This window comes from Streptomonospora sp. PA3 (assembly GCF_009728995.1).
Classification (GTDB): domain Bacteria; phylum Actinomycetota; class Actinomycetes; order Streptosporangiales; family Streptosporangiaceae; genus Streptomonospora.
Map to the genome: position 1 here is coordinate 22,774 of NZ_VTZW01000003.1, position 14,632 is coordinate 37,405.

Annotated in this window: 10 protein-coding genes; 2 read left to right on the forward strand and 8 right to left on the reverse strand. The window is 73.1% G+C overall.

Annotated features, from left to right (window positions below; genetic code table 11):
* Window positions 1-667 precede the first annotated feature (667 nt).
* Window positions 668-1,498: a purine-nucleoside phosphorylase gene (locus tag FZ103_RS00535; protein ID WP_186355599.1), complete on the reverse strand. Its 831-nt coding sequence runs from the start codon at window positions 1,496-1,498 to the stop codon at window positions 668-670.
* A 228-nt stretch (window positions 1,499-1,726) separates the two neighbouring features.
* Window positions 1,727-2,182, reverse strand: a complete 456-nt coding sequence (locus tag FZ103_RS00540) for a gamma-glutamylcyclotransferase (protein WP_186355600.1) — start codon at window positions 2,180-2,182, stop codon at window positions 1,727-1,729.
* Window positions 2,183-2,335: 153 nt separating this feature from the next.
* Here FZ103_RS00540 and FZ103_RS00545 point away from each other — a divergent pair, with 153 nt between their 5' ends.
* On the forward strand, window positions 2,336-3,715 hold the full coding sequence (locus FZ103_RS00545; RefSeq protein WP_186355601.1) for an NAD(P)H-quinone dehydrogenase: 1,380 nt from the start codon (window positions 2,336-2,338) through the stop codon (window positions 3,713-3,715).
* A gap of 101 nt (window positions 3,716-3,816) precedes the next feature.
* On the opposite strand, the gene FZ103_RS00550 is transcribed toward FZ103_RS00545, so the two are convergent.
* From FZ103_RS00550 to FZ103_RS00570, 6 genes are all read right to left on the reverse strand, one after another.
* Window positions 3,817-5,088, reverse strand: coding sequence for a chemotaxis protein CheA (locus tag FZ103_RS00550; RefSeq protein WP_155998041.1), 1,272 nt, complete (start codon window positions 5,086-5,088; stop codon window positions 3,817-3,819).
* Window positions 5,089-5,234: 146 nt separating this feature from the next.
* Complete coding sequence (locus FZ103_RS00555) at window positions 5,235-6,671, reverse strand: dicarboxylate/amino acid:cation symporter (RefSeq protein WP_186355602.1); 1,437 nt, start codon at window positions 6,669-6,671, stop codon at window positions 5,235-5,237.
* 106 nt (window positions 6,672-6,777) lie between these two features.
* Entirely contained in the window at window positions 6,778-7,137 is a 360-nt protein-coding gene (locus FZ103_RS26140) for a putative leader peptide (protein ID WP_394350063.1), read from the reverse strand.
* Window positions 7,138-7,867: 730 nt separating this feature from the next.
* Complete coding sequence (locus FZ103_RS00560) at window positions 7,868-9,652, reverse strand: biotin carboxylase N-terminal domain-containing protein (protein WP_186355603.1); 1,785 nt, start codon at window positions 9,650-9,652, stop codon at window positions 7,868-7,870.
* 114 nt (window positions 9,653-9,766) lie between these two features.
* Window positions 9,767-10,027: an acyl-CoA carboxylase epsilon subunit gene (locus FZ103_RS00565; protein WP_155998045.1), complete on the reverse strand. Its 261-nt coding sequence runs from the start codon at window positions 10,025-10,027 to the stop codon at window positions 9,767-9,769.
* 8 nt (window positions 10,028-10,035) lie between these two features.
* Complete coding sequence (locus FZ103_RS00570; RefSeq protein WP_155998047.1) at window positions 10,036-11,640, reverse strand: acyl-CoA carboxylase subunit beta; 1,605 nt, start codon at window positions 11,638-11,640, stop codon at window positions 10,036-10,038.
* 357 nt (window positions 11,641-11,997) lie between these two features.
* Here FZ103_RS00570 and FZ103_RS00575 point away from each other — a divergent pair, with 357 nt between their 5' ends.
* Window positions 11,998-14,598 (forward strand): phosphoenolpyruvate carboxylase, encoded by a 2,601-nt coding sequence (locus FZ103_RS00575; protein ID WP_255429696.1) that lies wholly within the window; start codon window positions 11,998-12,000, stop codon window positions 14,596-14,598.
* Window positions 14,599-14,632: the final 34 nt, after the last annotated feature.

Genomic DNA, 14,632 nt, shown 5'->3' on the forward strand with positions numbered 1-14,632 from the left:
GCGCGCGGAGCCTGCGCAGGTGCCCGGTTGTGGCTCTGCGGCCTCCTGGTGTCCTCTGCGCCGCGGGGCGGCGCGCGGCCGCCCGACGCTCGGCCCGGTGCGTCCGCGGGCGTCCGTGCAGGCTCTGAGGGCGCTTTGGGCCCGTCCCTGCCGCCTTGGCGCGGCGCGCGGCCGCCGGCCCTTGACCCCGCTCCGAATTCCTGGTTAGGTAAGGCATGCCTAACGGTTCGTTGGGGCGGTGCGGTGGATTACGCGGATCCCTCACCGCCCGAAGCGGATCCCAGGCGGCATGGGTCAACTGAATAACGAGCGGGTGGGCGGGGCGCGGCGCCGTCTGGACTGACGAGCGAGGGAGCAAGGAGGGAAGACGGCGCCTCAAAACGCCCCGCACGCCCGCGGAGAAAGGCGCACCGCCGGCACGGATCGCCACCCGTGCCGCTGCGAGGGCGTCCGGCCGCGGGGCCGGGCGGCCGCGCAGTCGGCGGTGCGAAGAACCGGCGGCGGGGGCTCGCCACGGGGCCTGCGGGGGCCTCGCCCGCGCCGCGGGACACGAGTGCGCCCGGCGGCCTGCGCGGACGGCCGCCGGGCGCACTGCGTGCACGGCTGTGAGCGACGTGCCCGCGCGCCGCGGCGCTGCCGCGCGGCGGGCGCCACCGGGCAGGAGGGCTCAGATCCGGGCGAGCACGGCGTTGAGCAGTTCGCCCAGCCGCCGGGCGTTGTGCTGGACCGCCTCCAGCGCCCTCAGCGCGTCGAACCGCTCGAAGACCGCCCCCATCGCGTCGTTGCTGACCGTCGACAGCCCCAGCACCTCGGCACCCATCTCGACGGCGGCGATGGCCTCCAGCGCGATCGAGCGCCCCACCAGGTCGGCGCCTGCGCTGCGCAGCACCCCCAGTTCGGCCGGTGTCTGGAACTGCGGCCCCGGCAGCGAGGCGTAGACCCCCTCGGCCAGCGACGGGTCGACCTCCTGCACCAGCCTGCGCAGCCGGGGGCTGTAGGCGTCGGTGAGATCGACGAAGTCCGGCCCCGACAGCGGCGAGGCGGAGGTCAGGTTGATGTGGTCGCGCACCAGGATCGGCTGGCCCACCGCGAAGTCGGCCCGCAGCGACCCGGCCGCGCCGGTGAGCACCGCGATCGAGGCGCCGGCCGCGATGCCCGTGCGCACCGCGTGCGCGACGCGCATCGGGTCGTGCTCCTCGTAGAGGTGCGTGCGGCCGCAGAAGACCGCGACGCGCTTGTCTGCGACCCGGGCGCTGCGCAGCGCGGAGTGGTGGCCGATCGCCGTAGGGGCGACGAACCCGGGAAGCTCGGTCATGTCCAGTTCGATCTCGGTGCCGCCGAGGGTGTCGGCGGCCTCCGCCCAGCCGGAGCCGAGGACCACCACGGCGTCGAAGGACTCGACACCGGTGCGGGCCTTCAGCGTGCTCGCCGCCTGGAACGCCTGCTGCTTCGCCTGGGCGGTCCCTGTCCTTGGGCGCACTTGCGTGGATTCGCTCACATCTCCGGAGAGTACCCCTGTGTAATCGAACTGGTCCGGAACGCAACGCAGCGTGTTCGAAATCGTCCGTAACCGGTCTGACCTGCATTTCGGCGGCAGGGCGGATACAGGAGTTCCGCAGTACGACGTCCGATTCCCGGGAGGCCGCCCGGTGCGGCGCCGCGCGCACGCCCGCGCTCGATCGGGTGCCCGGTCCCGGAGGCGGAGGCGGCCCGCGACGGCGCGGATTCAGGAACGGGCCGGGGTGCAGGGGCGCGAGCGCAGGTCCTCGACGTAGAACGGGGGAGCCCCCGCCTTCTCGGCCGCATCGGCGAGCATCGCCAGGTACAGAGCCGAGGGCAGCCCGCCCTCGTAGTCGTCGAGCACATGGGTCCAGGCGGGAGTCTCGCCCTCCAGCAGCGTGCTCGCCCGCACGCGGATGCGCGTGTAGAGGCCGAACCCGGCGCCGGCGCAGGCGCCGACATGGGGCTCGTCGCATTCGGGGACGTCGTAGAGGGCCACGAAGACGCTCGCGCCGCGCTCCTCGGCGATGGTGGCCAGCGCCCCGCCCCACGGACCGGACGCGCCGCCGAACGTCAGCCGCCAGCCCTCCAGCCAGCCGGTGCCCCACAGCGGCGAGCGCGGAGCGCACCCTGCCATCTGCTCGGGATCGAGGTTGCAGCCGTAGGCGGCGTAGAGGGCCACGGCGCCCATCGTAAGCCGGGCCACCCCGCCCCGTTGCGATTTCCGCCGCTCGGCATGGCGGACAATGGGTAGACGGCACAGCAAAGACGTTCCAGGCGGCGGCCCACGAGGCAAGCGCGCGTCGGCGCGCCCGCCGGAAGGAGTGAAGCAGACGTGACCAAGGTCGTGATCATCGGAGGCGGTCCGGGGGGCTACGAGGCGGCCCTGGTCGCCGCCCAACTCGGCGCGGAGGTGACGATCGTGGATCGCGACGGCATCGGCGGCGCCTGCGTGCTGACCGACTGCGTCCCCTCCAAGACCCTGATCGCGACCTCCGTGCGCTCCACCTACGTCAAAGAGGCCGCCAAGCTGGGGATCGACGTCGCCGAGGCCGACGGGCGGCCCGGCGTCTCGGTGGACCTCAAGACCGTCAACGCCCGCGTGAAGCGGCTGGCCCAGGCCCAGTCCGACGACACGGCCGCGCGCGTGGTCAAGGAGGGCGTCGAGGTCATCCCGGGCGAGGCCCGCCTGGTCGATCCCAAGATCGTCGCGGTCGGCGACCGGCGCATCCACGCCGACATCGTGCTCGTCGCCACCGGCGCCCACCCCCGCGAGCTGCCCTCGGCCCGGCCCGACGGCGAGCGCATCCTCACCTGGCGCCACCTCTATGAGCTGGAAAGCCTGCCGGAGAAGCTGATCGTGGTGGGCTCGGGGGTCACCGGCGCCGAGTTCGCCAACGCCTACCAGGGCCTGGGCTCGGAGGTCACCCTGGTCTCCTCCCGCGAGCGCGTGATGCCCACCCAGGACGCCGACGCCGCCGAGGTGCTGGAGGGCGTGTTCGGCCGCCTGGGCATGACCGTGCTGGGCAAGACGCGCGCCGAGTCGGTCACCAACACCGGCGGTGGCGTGGTCGTCACCCTGTCGGACGGCCGCACCGTCGAGGGCAGCCACTGCCTGATGACGGTGGGCATGATCCCCAACACCGCCAACATCGGGCTGGAGGAGATCGGCGTGCGCCTGGACGACGGCGGGTTCGTCCAGGTCGACCGGGTCTCGCGCACCTCCACCCCGGGCGTCTACGCGGCCGGCGACTGCACGGGTGTGAACATGCTGGCCTCGGTCGCGGCGATGCAGGGCCGCATCGCGATGTGGCACGCGCTGGGCGAGGCGGTGTCGCCGCTGAAGCTCTCGACGGTGGCCGCGACCGTGTTCACCCACCCCGAGCTGGCCTCGGTGGGCGCCACCGAGGGCGACGTGCGCAGCGGGCGGATCGACGCGCGCGTGGTCAACCTGCCGCTGGACACCAACCCGCGGGCCAAGATGACCAACAGCAAGGACGGGTTCGTCAAGCTGATCTGCCGGCAGCACACGGGGATCGTGATGGGCGGCGTCATCGTCGGACCGCGCGCCAGCGAGCTGATCCTTGCGGTGTCGGTGGCGGTGCAGCAGCGCCTGACCGTCGACGATCTGGCGCACACCTTCGCGGTCTACCCCTCGCTGTCGGGCAGTGTCACCGAGGCGGCCCGATCGCTGATGCAGGCGTCGCCGGAGTAGACCCGGCCGGCGCCCGGCCGCGGGCGCCGCGGACTCCCCACGACACGAAACGGCCCCGGCGCGCTGCCGGGGCCGTTGACGTGAAGGACGCGAGCGGGGCTCTAGAAGTCGAAGCCGCCGAAGTCGCCCCCGCCGAAGCCGCCGAAGTCGCCGCCTCCGCCGAAGTCGCCTCCGCCGCCCATGTCGCCGCCCATGTCTCCCATGCCGGCGCCCATCATGCCGCCGCCCATCATGGAACCCATCATCGAGCCCATCATCATGCCGGTGAACATGCCCATCATCATGTCCATGCCGAAGTAGCCGCCCGCGTAGGGGGCGTAGGCCGGGCCGGCGTCGTAGTAGGGCCGGCGGCGGCCGTCGACCTCGACCAGGCGGACGTCGGGGTCGTGGCCGGAGAGCACCGCCTGCGAGCAGGCGGGGCAGGCCGGGACCGAGCGGGCGGTGCCGCCCGGGGGCGCCCACATCACGTCCTGCTGGGAGGGGCCGTGCTGCGGGTTGAAGAAGCAGGGCTGGCGCCGCTCGGGCACCGGCTCGCCGTTCATCCGGGCGCGCGTGGCGACCATGTAGTAGCGGCCGTCCTCAAGGGCGTTGGTGACCTGCTGCACCTGGTCGGGCGCGCTGATGGTGTCGAGCGTGGCCTTGGCGCGGTCGTAGGAGTCCATCGCGTGGGTGTAGTCGGTGCGCGTGGCCTCGTCGACCTTGGAGACGTCGATCTCCAGGCGGGCGATGTCCTCGCCCAGGCGCACGACGTCCTCCTGGGCCATCTGCTTGATCTCGGCCAGTTCCTTGGCCTTCTGCTCGTCGCGGCGCCTCTTCCCGCGGTAGAGGAAGAACCCGCCGCCGGCCACGGCCAGCACGAGCAGGCCCAGCAGCATCGCGCCGAAGACGCTCGACGCGGCGTCGGCGGACTGCTGCTCCTCGACCGCCTCGGGAACCGCGGCCAGGGTGTCGATCTGGCCCTGGTTGCGGGCGAGCAGGTCCTCTTCGAGCGCCTGGTCCTCGGAGTCGCTCAGCTCGGTGGAGTCGATGACCAGCTCCTGGGAGCCGGCGAGCACCGCGTAGGTGCCGTCGCCCACCTCGGGCTGCAACTGCTGGATGTAGTTGCCGACGCTGGCCTCGGAGTTGAACGTCTCCTGGGAGAGCACGACGTAGTAGGTCGGGTTCGCCGCGGAGTCCGCGGCGTCGGCCAGCACGTCGCGCTCGGCCTGAGGCAGCTGTTCGGTCGTGATGTCGGGGTCGATGTAGACGTTGTCGTTCCGCAGGGCGTCGACGACCTCGCCCGCGGGCGGGACGGTGTCGGCGCTGGCGGGTGCCATCGCCACAGCGGAGAACCCTGCGGCGAGCAGGGCGGGTAGTACCAAGCGGCGCAACATGATCGTTCCTCTCGCCTCCCTCACTCACAAGACGTACAGGGCGGCTGGAAGGTTCCCGCGGGAACGGGCGGCTGTCGCTTCCAAGAGTACGGGCGGCCCGCCGCTCCGGCGGGCCGCCCGTCGGGCGGGTCTCAGGCGAGGGCGGGTCAGCCCGCTGTGCCCGACCGGGCCGGGGCATCCTGCTCGGCGTCGGTGCGCGCTTCGCTCTCGGCGGCCTCGGCGGCCGCCTGCTCGGCGTCGTCCCGCAGCTCCGCGCCGCTGTCCGGCTCGACGAAGCCGCCGAGGCCGCGCGGGGCGTGGAAGCGGGCCACGTCCATGATCCGCTCGCGCTTGGCGACCAGGGCCGGCACGAACGCCTGACCGGCCACGTTGGTCGCGGTGCGGCCCATGTCCAGGATCGGGTCGACGGCCAGCAGCAGGCCCACGCCCTCCAGCGGCAGGCCCACCGTCGACAGCGTCAGGGTCAGCATGACCGTGGCGCCCGTGGTGCCCGCGGTGGCGGCCGAGCCGATCACCGACACGAACACGATGAGCAGGTAGTCGGTCAGGTTCAGCGGCACGCCGTAGAACTGCGAGACGAAGATCGCGGCGATCGCGGGGTAGATCGCGGCGCAGCCGTCCATCTTGGTGGTGGCGCCGAAGGGGACGGCGAAGGACGCGTAGTGGCGCGGCACGCCGAAGTTGGTCTCGGCCACGCGCTCGGTCACCGGCATGGTGCCCATCGAGGACCGCGATACGAATCCGAGCTGCGCGGCCGGCCACACGCCGGTGAGGTACTTCAGCGGCGAGAGCCCGTGCAGCCGGGCCAGGACCGGGTAGACGACGAAGACCACCAGGACCAGGCCGACGTAGACGGCCAGTGCGAACCGGCCCAGCGCGCCCACGGTGGTCCAGCCGTAGCTGTAGACCGCGTTGCCCAGTAGGCCGGCCGTGCCCAGCGGGGCCAGCCGGATGACCCACCACAGCACCTTCAGCACCACGCTCAGCGCCGAGCGGGTGAAGGCCAGGAACGGCTCGGCGGCCGATCCCACGCGCACCGCCGCGACGCCGACCGCGATCGCGATGACGATGAGCTGCAGGGCGTTGAAGTCCAGCGTGGTGGTCAGCGCGCCGGCCTCCTCGGAGGTGCCGGCCGTCAGCCCGAGGAAGTTGACCGGGACCAGGCTCTCCAGGAACGCAAGCCACGAGCCGTGGGACTCGGCGTCGGGGGCCTGCGCGGCGCCGGCGTCCACGCCGCTGTTGACGCCCGGCTGGAACAGCAGGCCCAGGCCGATGCCGATGGCCACCGCGATCAGCGCGGTGATGGCGAACCACAGCAGCGTCTGCCCGGCGAGGCGGGCGGCGTTGGAGGTGTTGCGCAGGTTGGCGATGGAGGAGACGACCGCCAGCAGGATCAGCGGCGGCACGATCGTGCGCAGCAGCGTCACGAACGTGGAGCCGATGGTGTCGAGGGTCAGGGCGAGCCAGTTGGGGTCCTCGGCGGTGCCGCCGAGCTGGCGGGCGACCACGCCCAGGGCGACGCCGACGACGAGCGCGGCCAGGACTTGTACGGCGAAGGGTATGCGCCGCAACGCGGAAAGCACGGTGTGACTCCTGAATCGGGACGTAACCGGTGCCCCGCGGGTGGCGGGGGCACCTCGGGGAGATGAGGACGCGGCCGGGCCGCAGCGCCGGGGGCGGCGGCGGAGGTCAGGCCCGAGGACACGCCTGCGAGGCGACGCGGCACAGGTCGATGTGCCGTCGCACGGTCAGGCCCCAAAGATTCGTCACGAACGAGCACAATGGCGGCCATCGCCCGGTTATTCCCCGGTCCGGGGAGAGTGTCACGTGAATCACACGGGCGACTTCACACGGTCGCAGGTGGGAAGCCTGCCGCGGCCCGGCGCCAGGGGGTACGTCCCGTTTAAGCGGGTGGGCACCACAGCGGTTGCGGCGATGGGGGTGGGGTGCGCGCGTAGCGCCCGCCCGTTCCCCGCCGCCGCCCCTAACGGAGGCGCTTCGCGCCACGTAGCTGTTCAGAGCCGGCTTGCCGCCGAGCGCATGGCGCACCTTTGCGCTGGGCCGGTCACCGGTGGCCTGTCCCCGGTAGCACGGCTCCGTCCGACAGGTTCAGCGTGCGCTCGGCGGCAAGCTGCGTCGGCGCTTCGCGAGGCGCGCCCATTGCCGCAGCCTCGGTGGTGGCGGGTTCTCTGCGGTTCCCGGTGGGTTCCTCTGTCTTGGTGACCGGAGGAACCCTCCGGGGACGGCCCAGGGTGGGCACCACAGCGGTTGCGGCAATGGGGCTGGGGTGCGCGCAGCGCTGTGCGTCGGCTTGCCGCCGAGTGCACGGTGCTCCTTTGTGCAGGAGTTCCGCCACCGGTGGTGCGGCTCCGCCTGGGAAGGACCGCGTGCGCTCGGCGGCAAGCTGCGTCGGCGCTTCGCGAGGCGCGCCCATTGCCGCAGCCTCGGTGGTGGCGGGTTCTCTGTGGTTCCCGGTGGGTTCCTCTGTCTTGGTGACCGGAGGAACCCTCCGGGGACGGCCCAGGGTAGGCACCACAGGAGGTTGCGGCAATGGGGCTGTGATGCGCGCAGCGCTGTGCGCCGGCTTGCCGCCGAGCGCACGGTGCTCCTTTGTGCCGGAGTTCCGCCACCGGTGGTGCGGCTCCGCCTGGGAAGGACCGCGTGCGCTCGGCGGCAAGCTGCGTCGGCGCTTCGCGAGGCGCGCCCATTGCCGCAGCCTCGGTGGTGGCGGGTTCTCTGCGGTTCCCGGAGGGTTCCGCACGCGGCCTGCCCCGCGGGCTCAGGCGTCCTTGATCTGGCAGACGACCCCGCCGTTGCTCAGGCCGTCGCCGGCCGCCACCGACAGGTCGGTGATCACGCCGGACTTGTGCGCGGTCAGCGGCTGCTCCATCTTCATCGCCTCGATGACGACGACCGGGTCGCCCTCGGCCACGGTCTGGCCGTCCTCGGCGACCACCTTGACCACCGTGCCCTGCATCGGCGAGACCAGCGCGTCGCCGCCGGCCGCGGCCGCCGTGCCCCCGGTCCTGCCGCCGCCGCGCCGGGGCGCGCGCCCGGCCTGCTTGCGGCCGCCCGCGCCGCCCGGGGCGCTCGCCGCGGCCCCGAGGTCGGCGGGCAGCACGACCTCCAGGCGCTTGCCGCCGACCTCGACCGTGACCGTCTCGCGCTCACCGGGCTCGGCCTGCTCGGCGGCCCCGGAGTAGGGCTCGATGCGGTTGTCGAACTCGGTCTCGATCCAGCGGGTGTGCACCGAGAACGGGGTCGCCGGATCGGCCGGGGCGAAGGCCGGGTCGTCGATGACGGCCAGGTGGAAGGGGATGACCGTGGGCATCCCGCCGACCCGGAACTCCGCCAGAGCACGGCGCGAGCGCTCCAGGGCCTGGGCGCGGGTGGAGCCGGTGACGATCAGCTTGGCCACCATGGAGTCGAAGGCCTGGGGCACCGTGAACCCGGCCTCGCAGCCGGTGTCGACCCGCACGCCGGGACCGCCGGGCATGCTCAGCGCGGTGATGGTGCCCGGAGCGGGCATGAAGTTGCGGCCGGCGTCCTCGGCGTTGATGCGGAACTCGAAGGAGTGCCCGCGCAGCCGCGGGTCGCCGTAGCCCAGCTCCTCGCCGTCGGCGATGCGGAACATCTCGCGGACCAGGTCGATCCCCGCGACCTCCTCGGTGACCGGGTGCTCGACCTGGAGGCGGGTGTTGACCTCCAGGAAGGAGACGGTGCCGTCGGCGCCGACCAGGAACTCGCAGGTGGCCGCCCCCACGTAGCCGGCCTCGGCCAGGATCGCCTTGGACGAGGAGTACAGCAGCTCCTCCTGCTCGCGGGTGAGGAACGGCGCGGGCGCCTCCTCGACGAGCTTCTGGTGGCGGCGCTGCAGCGAGCAGTCGCGGGTGGAGACCACCACCACGTTGCCGCGGGTGTCGGCCAGGCACTGGGTCTCGACGTGGCGGGGGCGGTCCAGGTAGCGCTCGACGAAGCACTCGCCGCGGCCGAAGGCCGCCACCGCCTCGCGCACGGCGGAGTCGAACGCCTCGGGGACCTCCTCGCGCGTGCGGGCGACCTTGAGGCCGCGCCCGCCGCCGCCGAAGGCCGCCTTGATCGCGATGGGCAGCCCGTGCTCCTCGGCGAAGGCCAGGGCCTCCTCGGCTCCGGCGACGGGGTCGGAGGTGCCCGGCGCCAAGGGGGCGCCCACCTTCTGGGCGATGTGGCGGGCGGCGACCTTGTCGCCCAGGGCGGTGATGGCCGAGGGCGGCGGACCGATCCAGGTGAGCCCCGCGTCGATGACGGCCCGAGCGAAGTCGGCGTTCTCGGCGAGGAAGCCGTAGCCGGGGTGCACGGCGTCGGCACCGGTGCGCTCGGCCACCGCAAGGAGCTTGCCGATGTCGAGGTAGGTGTCGGCCGGGGTCTGCCCGCCCAGGGCGTGGGCTTCGTCGGCGACCTTGGTGTGCAGCGCGTCCAGGTCGGGATCGGCGTAGACGGCGACACTGGCGATACCGGCGTCGCGGCAGGCGCGCGCGACGCGGACCGCGATCTCGCCCCGGTTGGCGATCAGAACTTTGCGCACGGTGGGCATCCTCCTGCTCCGGCGTATGCGGGGGCCGCGCCGGATTGTGACAAGTCTAGAAAAACGCGGGCGGCGGCGGGGCCGAACCGGCCCGCCTGTGGACGGGCGGGGCCGTCAGCGCGGGCGGCAGGCGGCCCGCCAGGCGCCGGGCCCGGGCGCCGGCGGCAGGCCCAGCAGCCGGGATCGGTCGCGCCACCCCGACGGGGGCGGCCCCTCCTCGTCGCCGCGTGCCGCGGCCCGGGCGGCCCGGGCGGCCCGGGCGCGCGCGGTCAGCACCGCGACGAGCGCCGCGGCCTCCTCGGGCGCGGGGTCGCCGCGCACCACCCGCAGAAACGGCGCGGGGCGCGGCCGGGGTCCGGAGTCGTCGGTCGGCATAGGGCCCCTCACAGCGGGATGTTCCCGTGCTTCTTGGGCGGCAGCTGCTCGCGCTTGCCCTCCAGCGACCGCAGCGCCTTGGCGACCGACGTGCGGGTCTCGGAGGGCAGGATGACGCCGTCGACGTAGCCCCGCTCGGCAGCGGAATAGGGGTTGAGCAGGGTGTCCTCGTAGTCCTGGATCAGCCGCGCGCGCTCGGTCTCGACGTCCTCGGCGGCGGCCAGCGTCTTGCGGTGCAGGATGTTGACCGCGCCCTGGGCGCCCATTACCGCGATCTGGGCGGTCGGCCAGGCCAGGTTGACGTCGGCGCCCAGGTGCTTGGAGCCCATGACGTCGTAGGCGCCGCCGAAGGCCTTGCGGGTGATAACGGTGACCAGCGGGACCGTCGCCTCGGCGTAGGCGTAGATGAGCTTGGCGCCGTGGCGGATGATGCCGTTCCACTCCTGGTCGGTGCCGGGCAGGAACCCGGGCACGTCCACGAAGGTCAGCACCGGGACGTTGAAGGCGTCGCAGGTGCGCACGAACCGCGCCGCCTTCTCCGAGGCGTCGATGTCCAGGCACCCGGCCAGGCTCATCGGCTGGTTGGCGACCACGCCCACCGGCCGGCCCCTCACACGTCCGTAGCCGACCACGATGTTGGCGGCGTACTGGGCGTGCACCTCCAGGAACGCGCCGTCGTCGAGGACGTGCTCGATCACCCGGTGCATGTCGTAGGGCTGGTTGGCCGAGTCGGGCACGAAGGAGTCCAGCTCCCGGTCGGCCTCGGTGATCTCGTCCTCGCCCGGCGCCTCGGCCTGGGGAGGGTCCTCCAGGTTGTTGGCGGGCAGGTAGGACAGCAGGTCGCGGACGTAGTCGAGGGCGTCCTGCTCGTCGGCGGCCATGTAGTGGGCGACGCCGGACCTGGAGTTGTGCGAGCGGGCGCCGCCCAGCTCCTCCATGGTCACGTCCTCGCCGGTCACGGTCTTGATGACGTCGGGACCGGTGATGAACATCTGCGAGGACTGGTCGACCATCACGACGAAGTCGGTCAGCGCCGGGGAGTACACGTGCCCGCCCGCCGCCGCGCCCATGATCAGCGAGATCTGCGGGATGACGCCCGAGCCGCGGACGTTGCGCTTGAAGATCTCGGCGTAGAGCCCGAGGGCGACCACGCCCTCCTGGATGCGCGCGCCGCCGCCCTCGTTGATGCCCACGACCGGGCAGCCGGTCTTCAGCGCGTGGTCGAGGACCTTGACGATCTTCTCGCCGTAGACCTCGCCGAGGGAGCCGCCGAAGACGGTGACGTCCTGGCTGAACACCGCCACCGGGCGGCCGTCGACGGTTCCGTGGCCGGTGACGACACCGTCGCCGTAGGGGCGGTTGGCGTCGAGTCCGAAGCTGGTGGACCGGTGCCGCGCCAGGGCGTCGAACTCCACGAACGATCCGGGGTCGAGCAGCGCGTCGATGCGCTCGCGCGCGGTCATCTTCCCCTTGGCGTGCTGCTTCTCGATGGCTCGCTGCGAACCGGCGTGGACCGCCTCGTAGCGGCGGCGCTGCAGGTCGGCGAGCTTGCCCGCGGTGGTGTGGATGTCGATCTGGTCCGCGGGCAGCGGTTCAGGGGCTTCGGTGGCCATAAGCCCTCACGATAACTCCGCCGGCGGCCGGTGCGCTGGCCTCCCCCGGGTTCGCCCAGCGGGAAGTGGCGTTGGACACATCGCGGCGGGGTGAGGCGGCCGCCGCGGGACCAAGCCGGGGAAAAGCCCGCCGCGCACCGGGAGTCCGCGGCCCCTCGCCGGGGTATCGGCCCCTGAAGAGGGCGGATGAGGGCCGGCCCGCACCGGCCCCCCCCCGGGGCGTCGCCGCGGCGCGGCGGCCGGTTCGCGCGGACGGCCGCGGCTGCCCCGACTCCGCCGCGAAAGGTCCAGACCAATCTGGGTAAGGTCGTCCACATGACAGCGGTAAGCGCGGAACGCGACAGTGCTCGCCAGGAGATGCCCGACCAGCTGCGCGGCGATGTCCGCCTGCTGGGCGAGATGCTCGGCACGGTCATGGCCGAAAGCGGCGGTGAGGACCTGCTCGCCGACGTCGAGCGGCTGCGGCGCGCCGTCATCGGCGCCCGGGACGGGTCGGTGACCGGCCAGGAGATCACCGAGCTCGTCGACTCCTGGCCGCTGGAACGCGCCAAACAGGTGGCCCGCGCATTCACCGTCTACTTCCACCTGGCCAACCTCGCTGAGGAGCACCAGCGCATCCGCGCGCTGCGCGAACGCGACGACGCCGACCACCCGCCCCGGGAATCGCTCGCCGCGGCCGTGCGCGCGGTCCGCGAGAGCGCCGGCGAGGACGCCCTGCGCGAGCTCGTCGACAACATGGAGTTCCACCCGGTGCTGACGGCCCACCCCACCGAGGCCCGGCGCCGGGCGGTCTCCACCGCGATCCTGCGCGTCAGCGGCCAGCTGGAGCGGCTGCACGGCGCGCACCCGGGCAGCACCGCCGAAGCCGAGGCCAAGCGGCGCATGCTGGAGGAGGTCGACCTGCTGTGGCGCACCTCCCAGCTGCGCTACACCAAGCTCGACCCGCTGGACGAGGTCCGCACCGCCCTCGCGGCCTTCGACGAGACCATCTTCCAGGTCGTGCCGGAGATCTACCGGTCCCTGGACGCCGCCCTCGACCCCGAGGGCACCGGCCGCGCGCCCGCGCGCGCCCGCCCGTTCGTGCGCTACGGCAGCTGGATCGGCGGCGACCGCGACGGCAACCCCTTCGTCACCCACGACATCACCCGCGAGGCGATCTCCATCCAGGCCGACCACGTGCTGCGCGCGCTGGAGAACGCCTGCGGCCGCATCGCCCGCACCATGACCGCCTACGGCAACCTCACCCCCGCCAGCGACGAGCTGCGCGACTCGCTGGCGGCGGCCGAGGCCGGCTATCCGCGGATCATGGCCGAGATCACCAAGCGCTCGCCCAACGAGCCGCACCGCCAGGCGCTGCTGTTCGCCACCGAGCGGCTGCGCGCGACCCGCGAACGCAACGCCGACCTCGCCTACCGCGGCCCCCAGGAGTTCCTGGCCGAGCTGCGCCGGGTGCAGGAGTCGCTGTCCCTGGCGGGCGCGGACCGCCAGGCCAACGGCGAGCTGCAGCACCTGATCTGGCAGGCCGAGACGTTCGGCTTCCACCTCGCCGAGCTGGAGATCCGCCAGCACAGCGAGGTCCACGCCCAGGCGCTGCAGGAGCTGCGGGCCGGCGAGGAGCCCTCCGAACGCACCCAGGAGGTGCTGGCCACGCTGCGCGTGGTGGCCTGGATCCAGGAGCGCTTCGGCGTCGACGCCTGCCGCCGCTACATCGTCAGCTTCACCCGCTCGGCCGAGGACATCGCGGCGGTCTACGAGCTGGCGGAATACGCCATGCCCAGCGGGCAGTCCCCGGTCCTCGACGTCATTCCGCTCTTCGAGACCGGCGCCGACCTGGAGGCGTCGCCCCGCGTCCTCGACGGCATGCTGCGGCTGCCGCGCATGCGCGCCCGCCTGGAGGAGACCGGCCGCCGGATGGAGGTGATGCTGGGCTACAGCGACTCCGCCAAGGACGTCGGCCCGGTCAGCGCAACGCTGCGCCTCTACGACGCCCAGGCCCAGCTCACCGCGTGGGCCGAGCGCAACGACGTGCGGCTGACCATGTTCCACGGCCGCGGCGGTTCGCTGGGGCGCGGCGGCGGGCCCGCGAGCCGGGCGCTGCTGGCCCAGGCCCCCGGATCGGTGGCGGGCCGGTTCAAGGTGACCGAGCAGGGTGAGGTCATCTTCGCCCGCTACGGTCAGCGCGCCATCGCCCACCGCCACATCGAGCAGGTCGGCCACGCCGTGCTGATGGCCAGCACCGAGGAGGTGCGGGAGCGCGCCCGCAACGCGGCGGCGAAGTACCGCAAGCTCGCCGACGAGATCGCACGGGCGGCCCACGACGCCTACCGCGGGCTCATCGACACCGACGGCTTCGCCGAGTGGTTCTCCCGCGTCAGCCCGCTGGAGGAGCTGGGCGAACTGCGGCTGGGCTCGCGCCCTTCGCGGCGCAGCGCCGCGCGCGGACTGGACGACCTGCGCGCCATCCCGTGGGTGTTCGCCTGGACCCAGACCCGGGCCAACCTGCCGGGCTGGTTCGGCCTGGGCACGGGGCTGGCCGCCGCACCGGACCTGGGCGAGCTGCAGGCCGCCTACAACGAGTGGCCGCTGTTCTCCTCGCTGCTGGACAACGCCGAGATGAGCCTGGCCAAGACCGACCGCACCATCGCCGAGCGCTACCTGGAGCTGGGCGGGCGCCCGGAGCTGACCCGGCTGGTGCTCGCCGAGTACGACCGCACCCGCGACCTCGTGCTCAAGGTCACCGGGCACGAGCGGCTGCTGGAGAACCGCCGTGTGCTCTCCCGCGCGGTCGACCTGCGCAACCCCTACGTCGACGCGCTGTCCCACCTGCAGCTGCGGGCGCTTTCGGCGCTTCGCGGCGAGGAGGCCGACTCCCTCTCGGAGGAGGACCACCGCCACCTGGAGCGGCTGCTGCTGCTGACGGTCAACGGCGTCGCCGCCGGCCTGCAGAACACCGGCTGAGGCGCGGGCGGCGCCGTCCGCGCCCCGTGCGGGT

Bases quoted from the DNA above. Each gene is read 5' to 3' on its own strand.
- FZ103_RS00550 (WP_155998041.1), bottom strand. From the start codon at position 5,088: ATGTTGCGCCGCTTGGTACTACCCGCCCTGCTCGCCGCAGGGTTCTCC.
- FZ103_RS00565 (WP_155998045.1), bottom strand. From the start codon at position 10,027: ATGCCGACCGACGACTCCGGACCCCGGCCGCGCCCCGCGCCGTTTCTG.
- FZ103_RS00570 (WP_155998047.1), bottom strand. From the start codon at position 11,640: ATGGCCACCGAAGCCCCTGAACCGCTGCCCGCGGACCAGATCGACATC.
- FZ103_RS00575 (WP_255429696.1), top strand. From the start codon at position 11,998: ATGCCCGACCAGCTGCGCGGCGATGTCCGCCTGCTGGGCGAGATGCTC.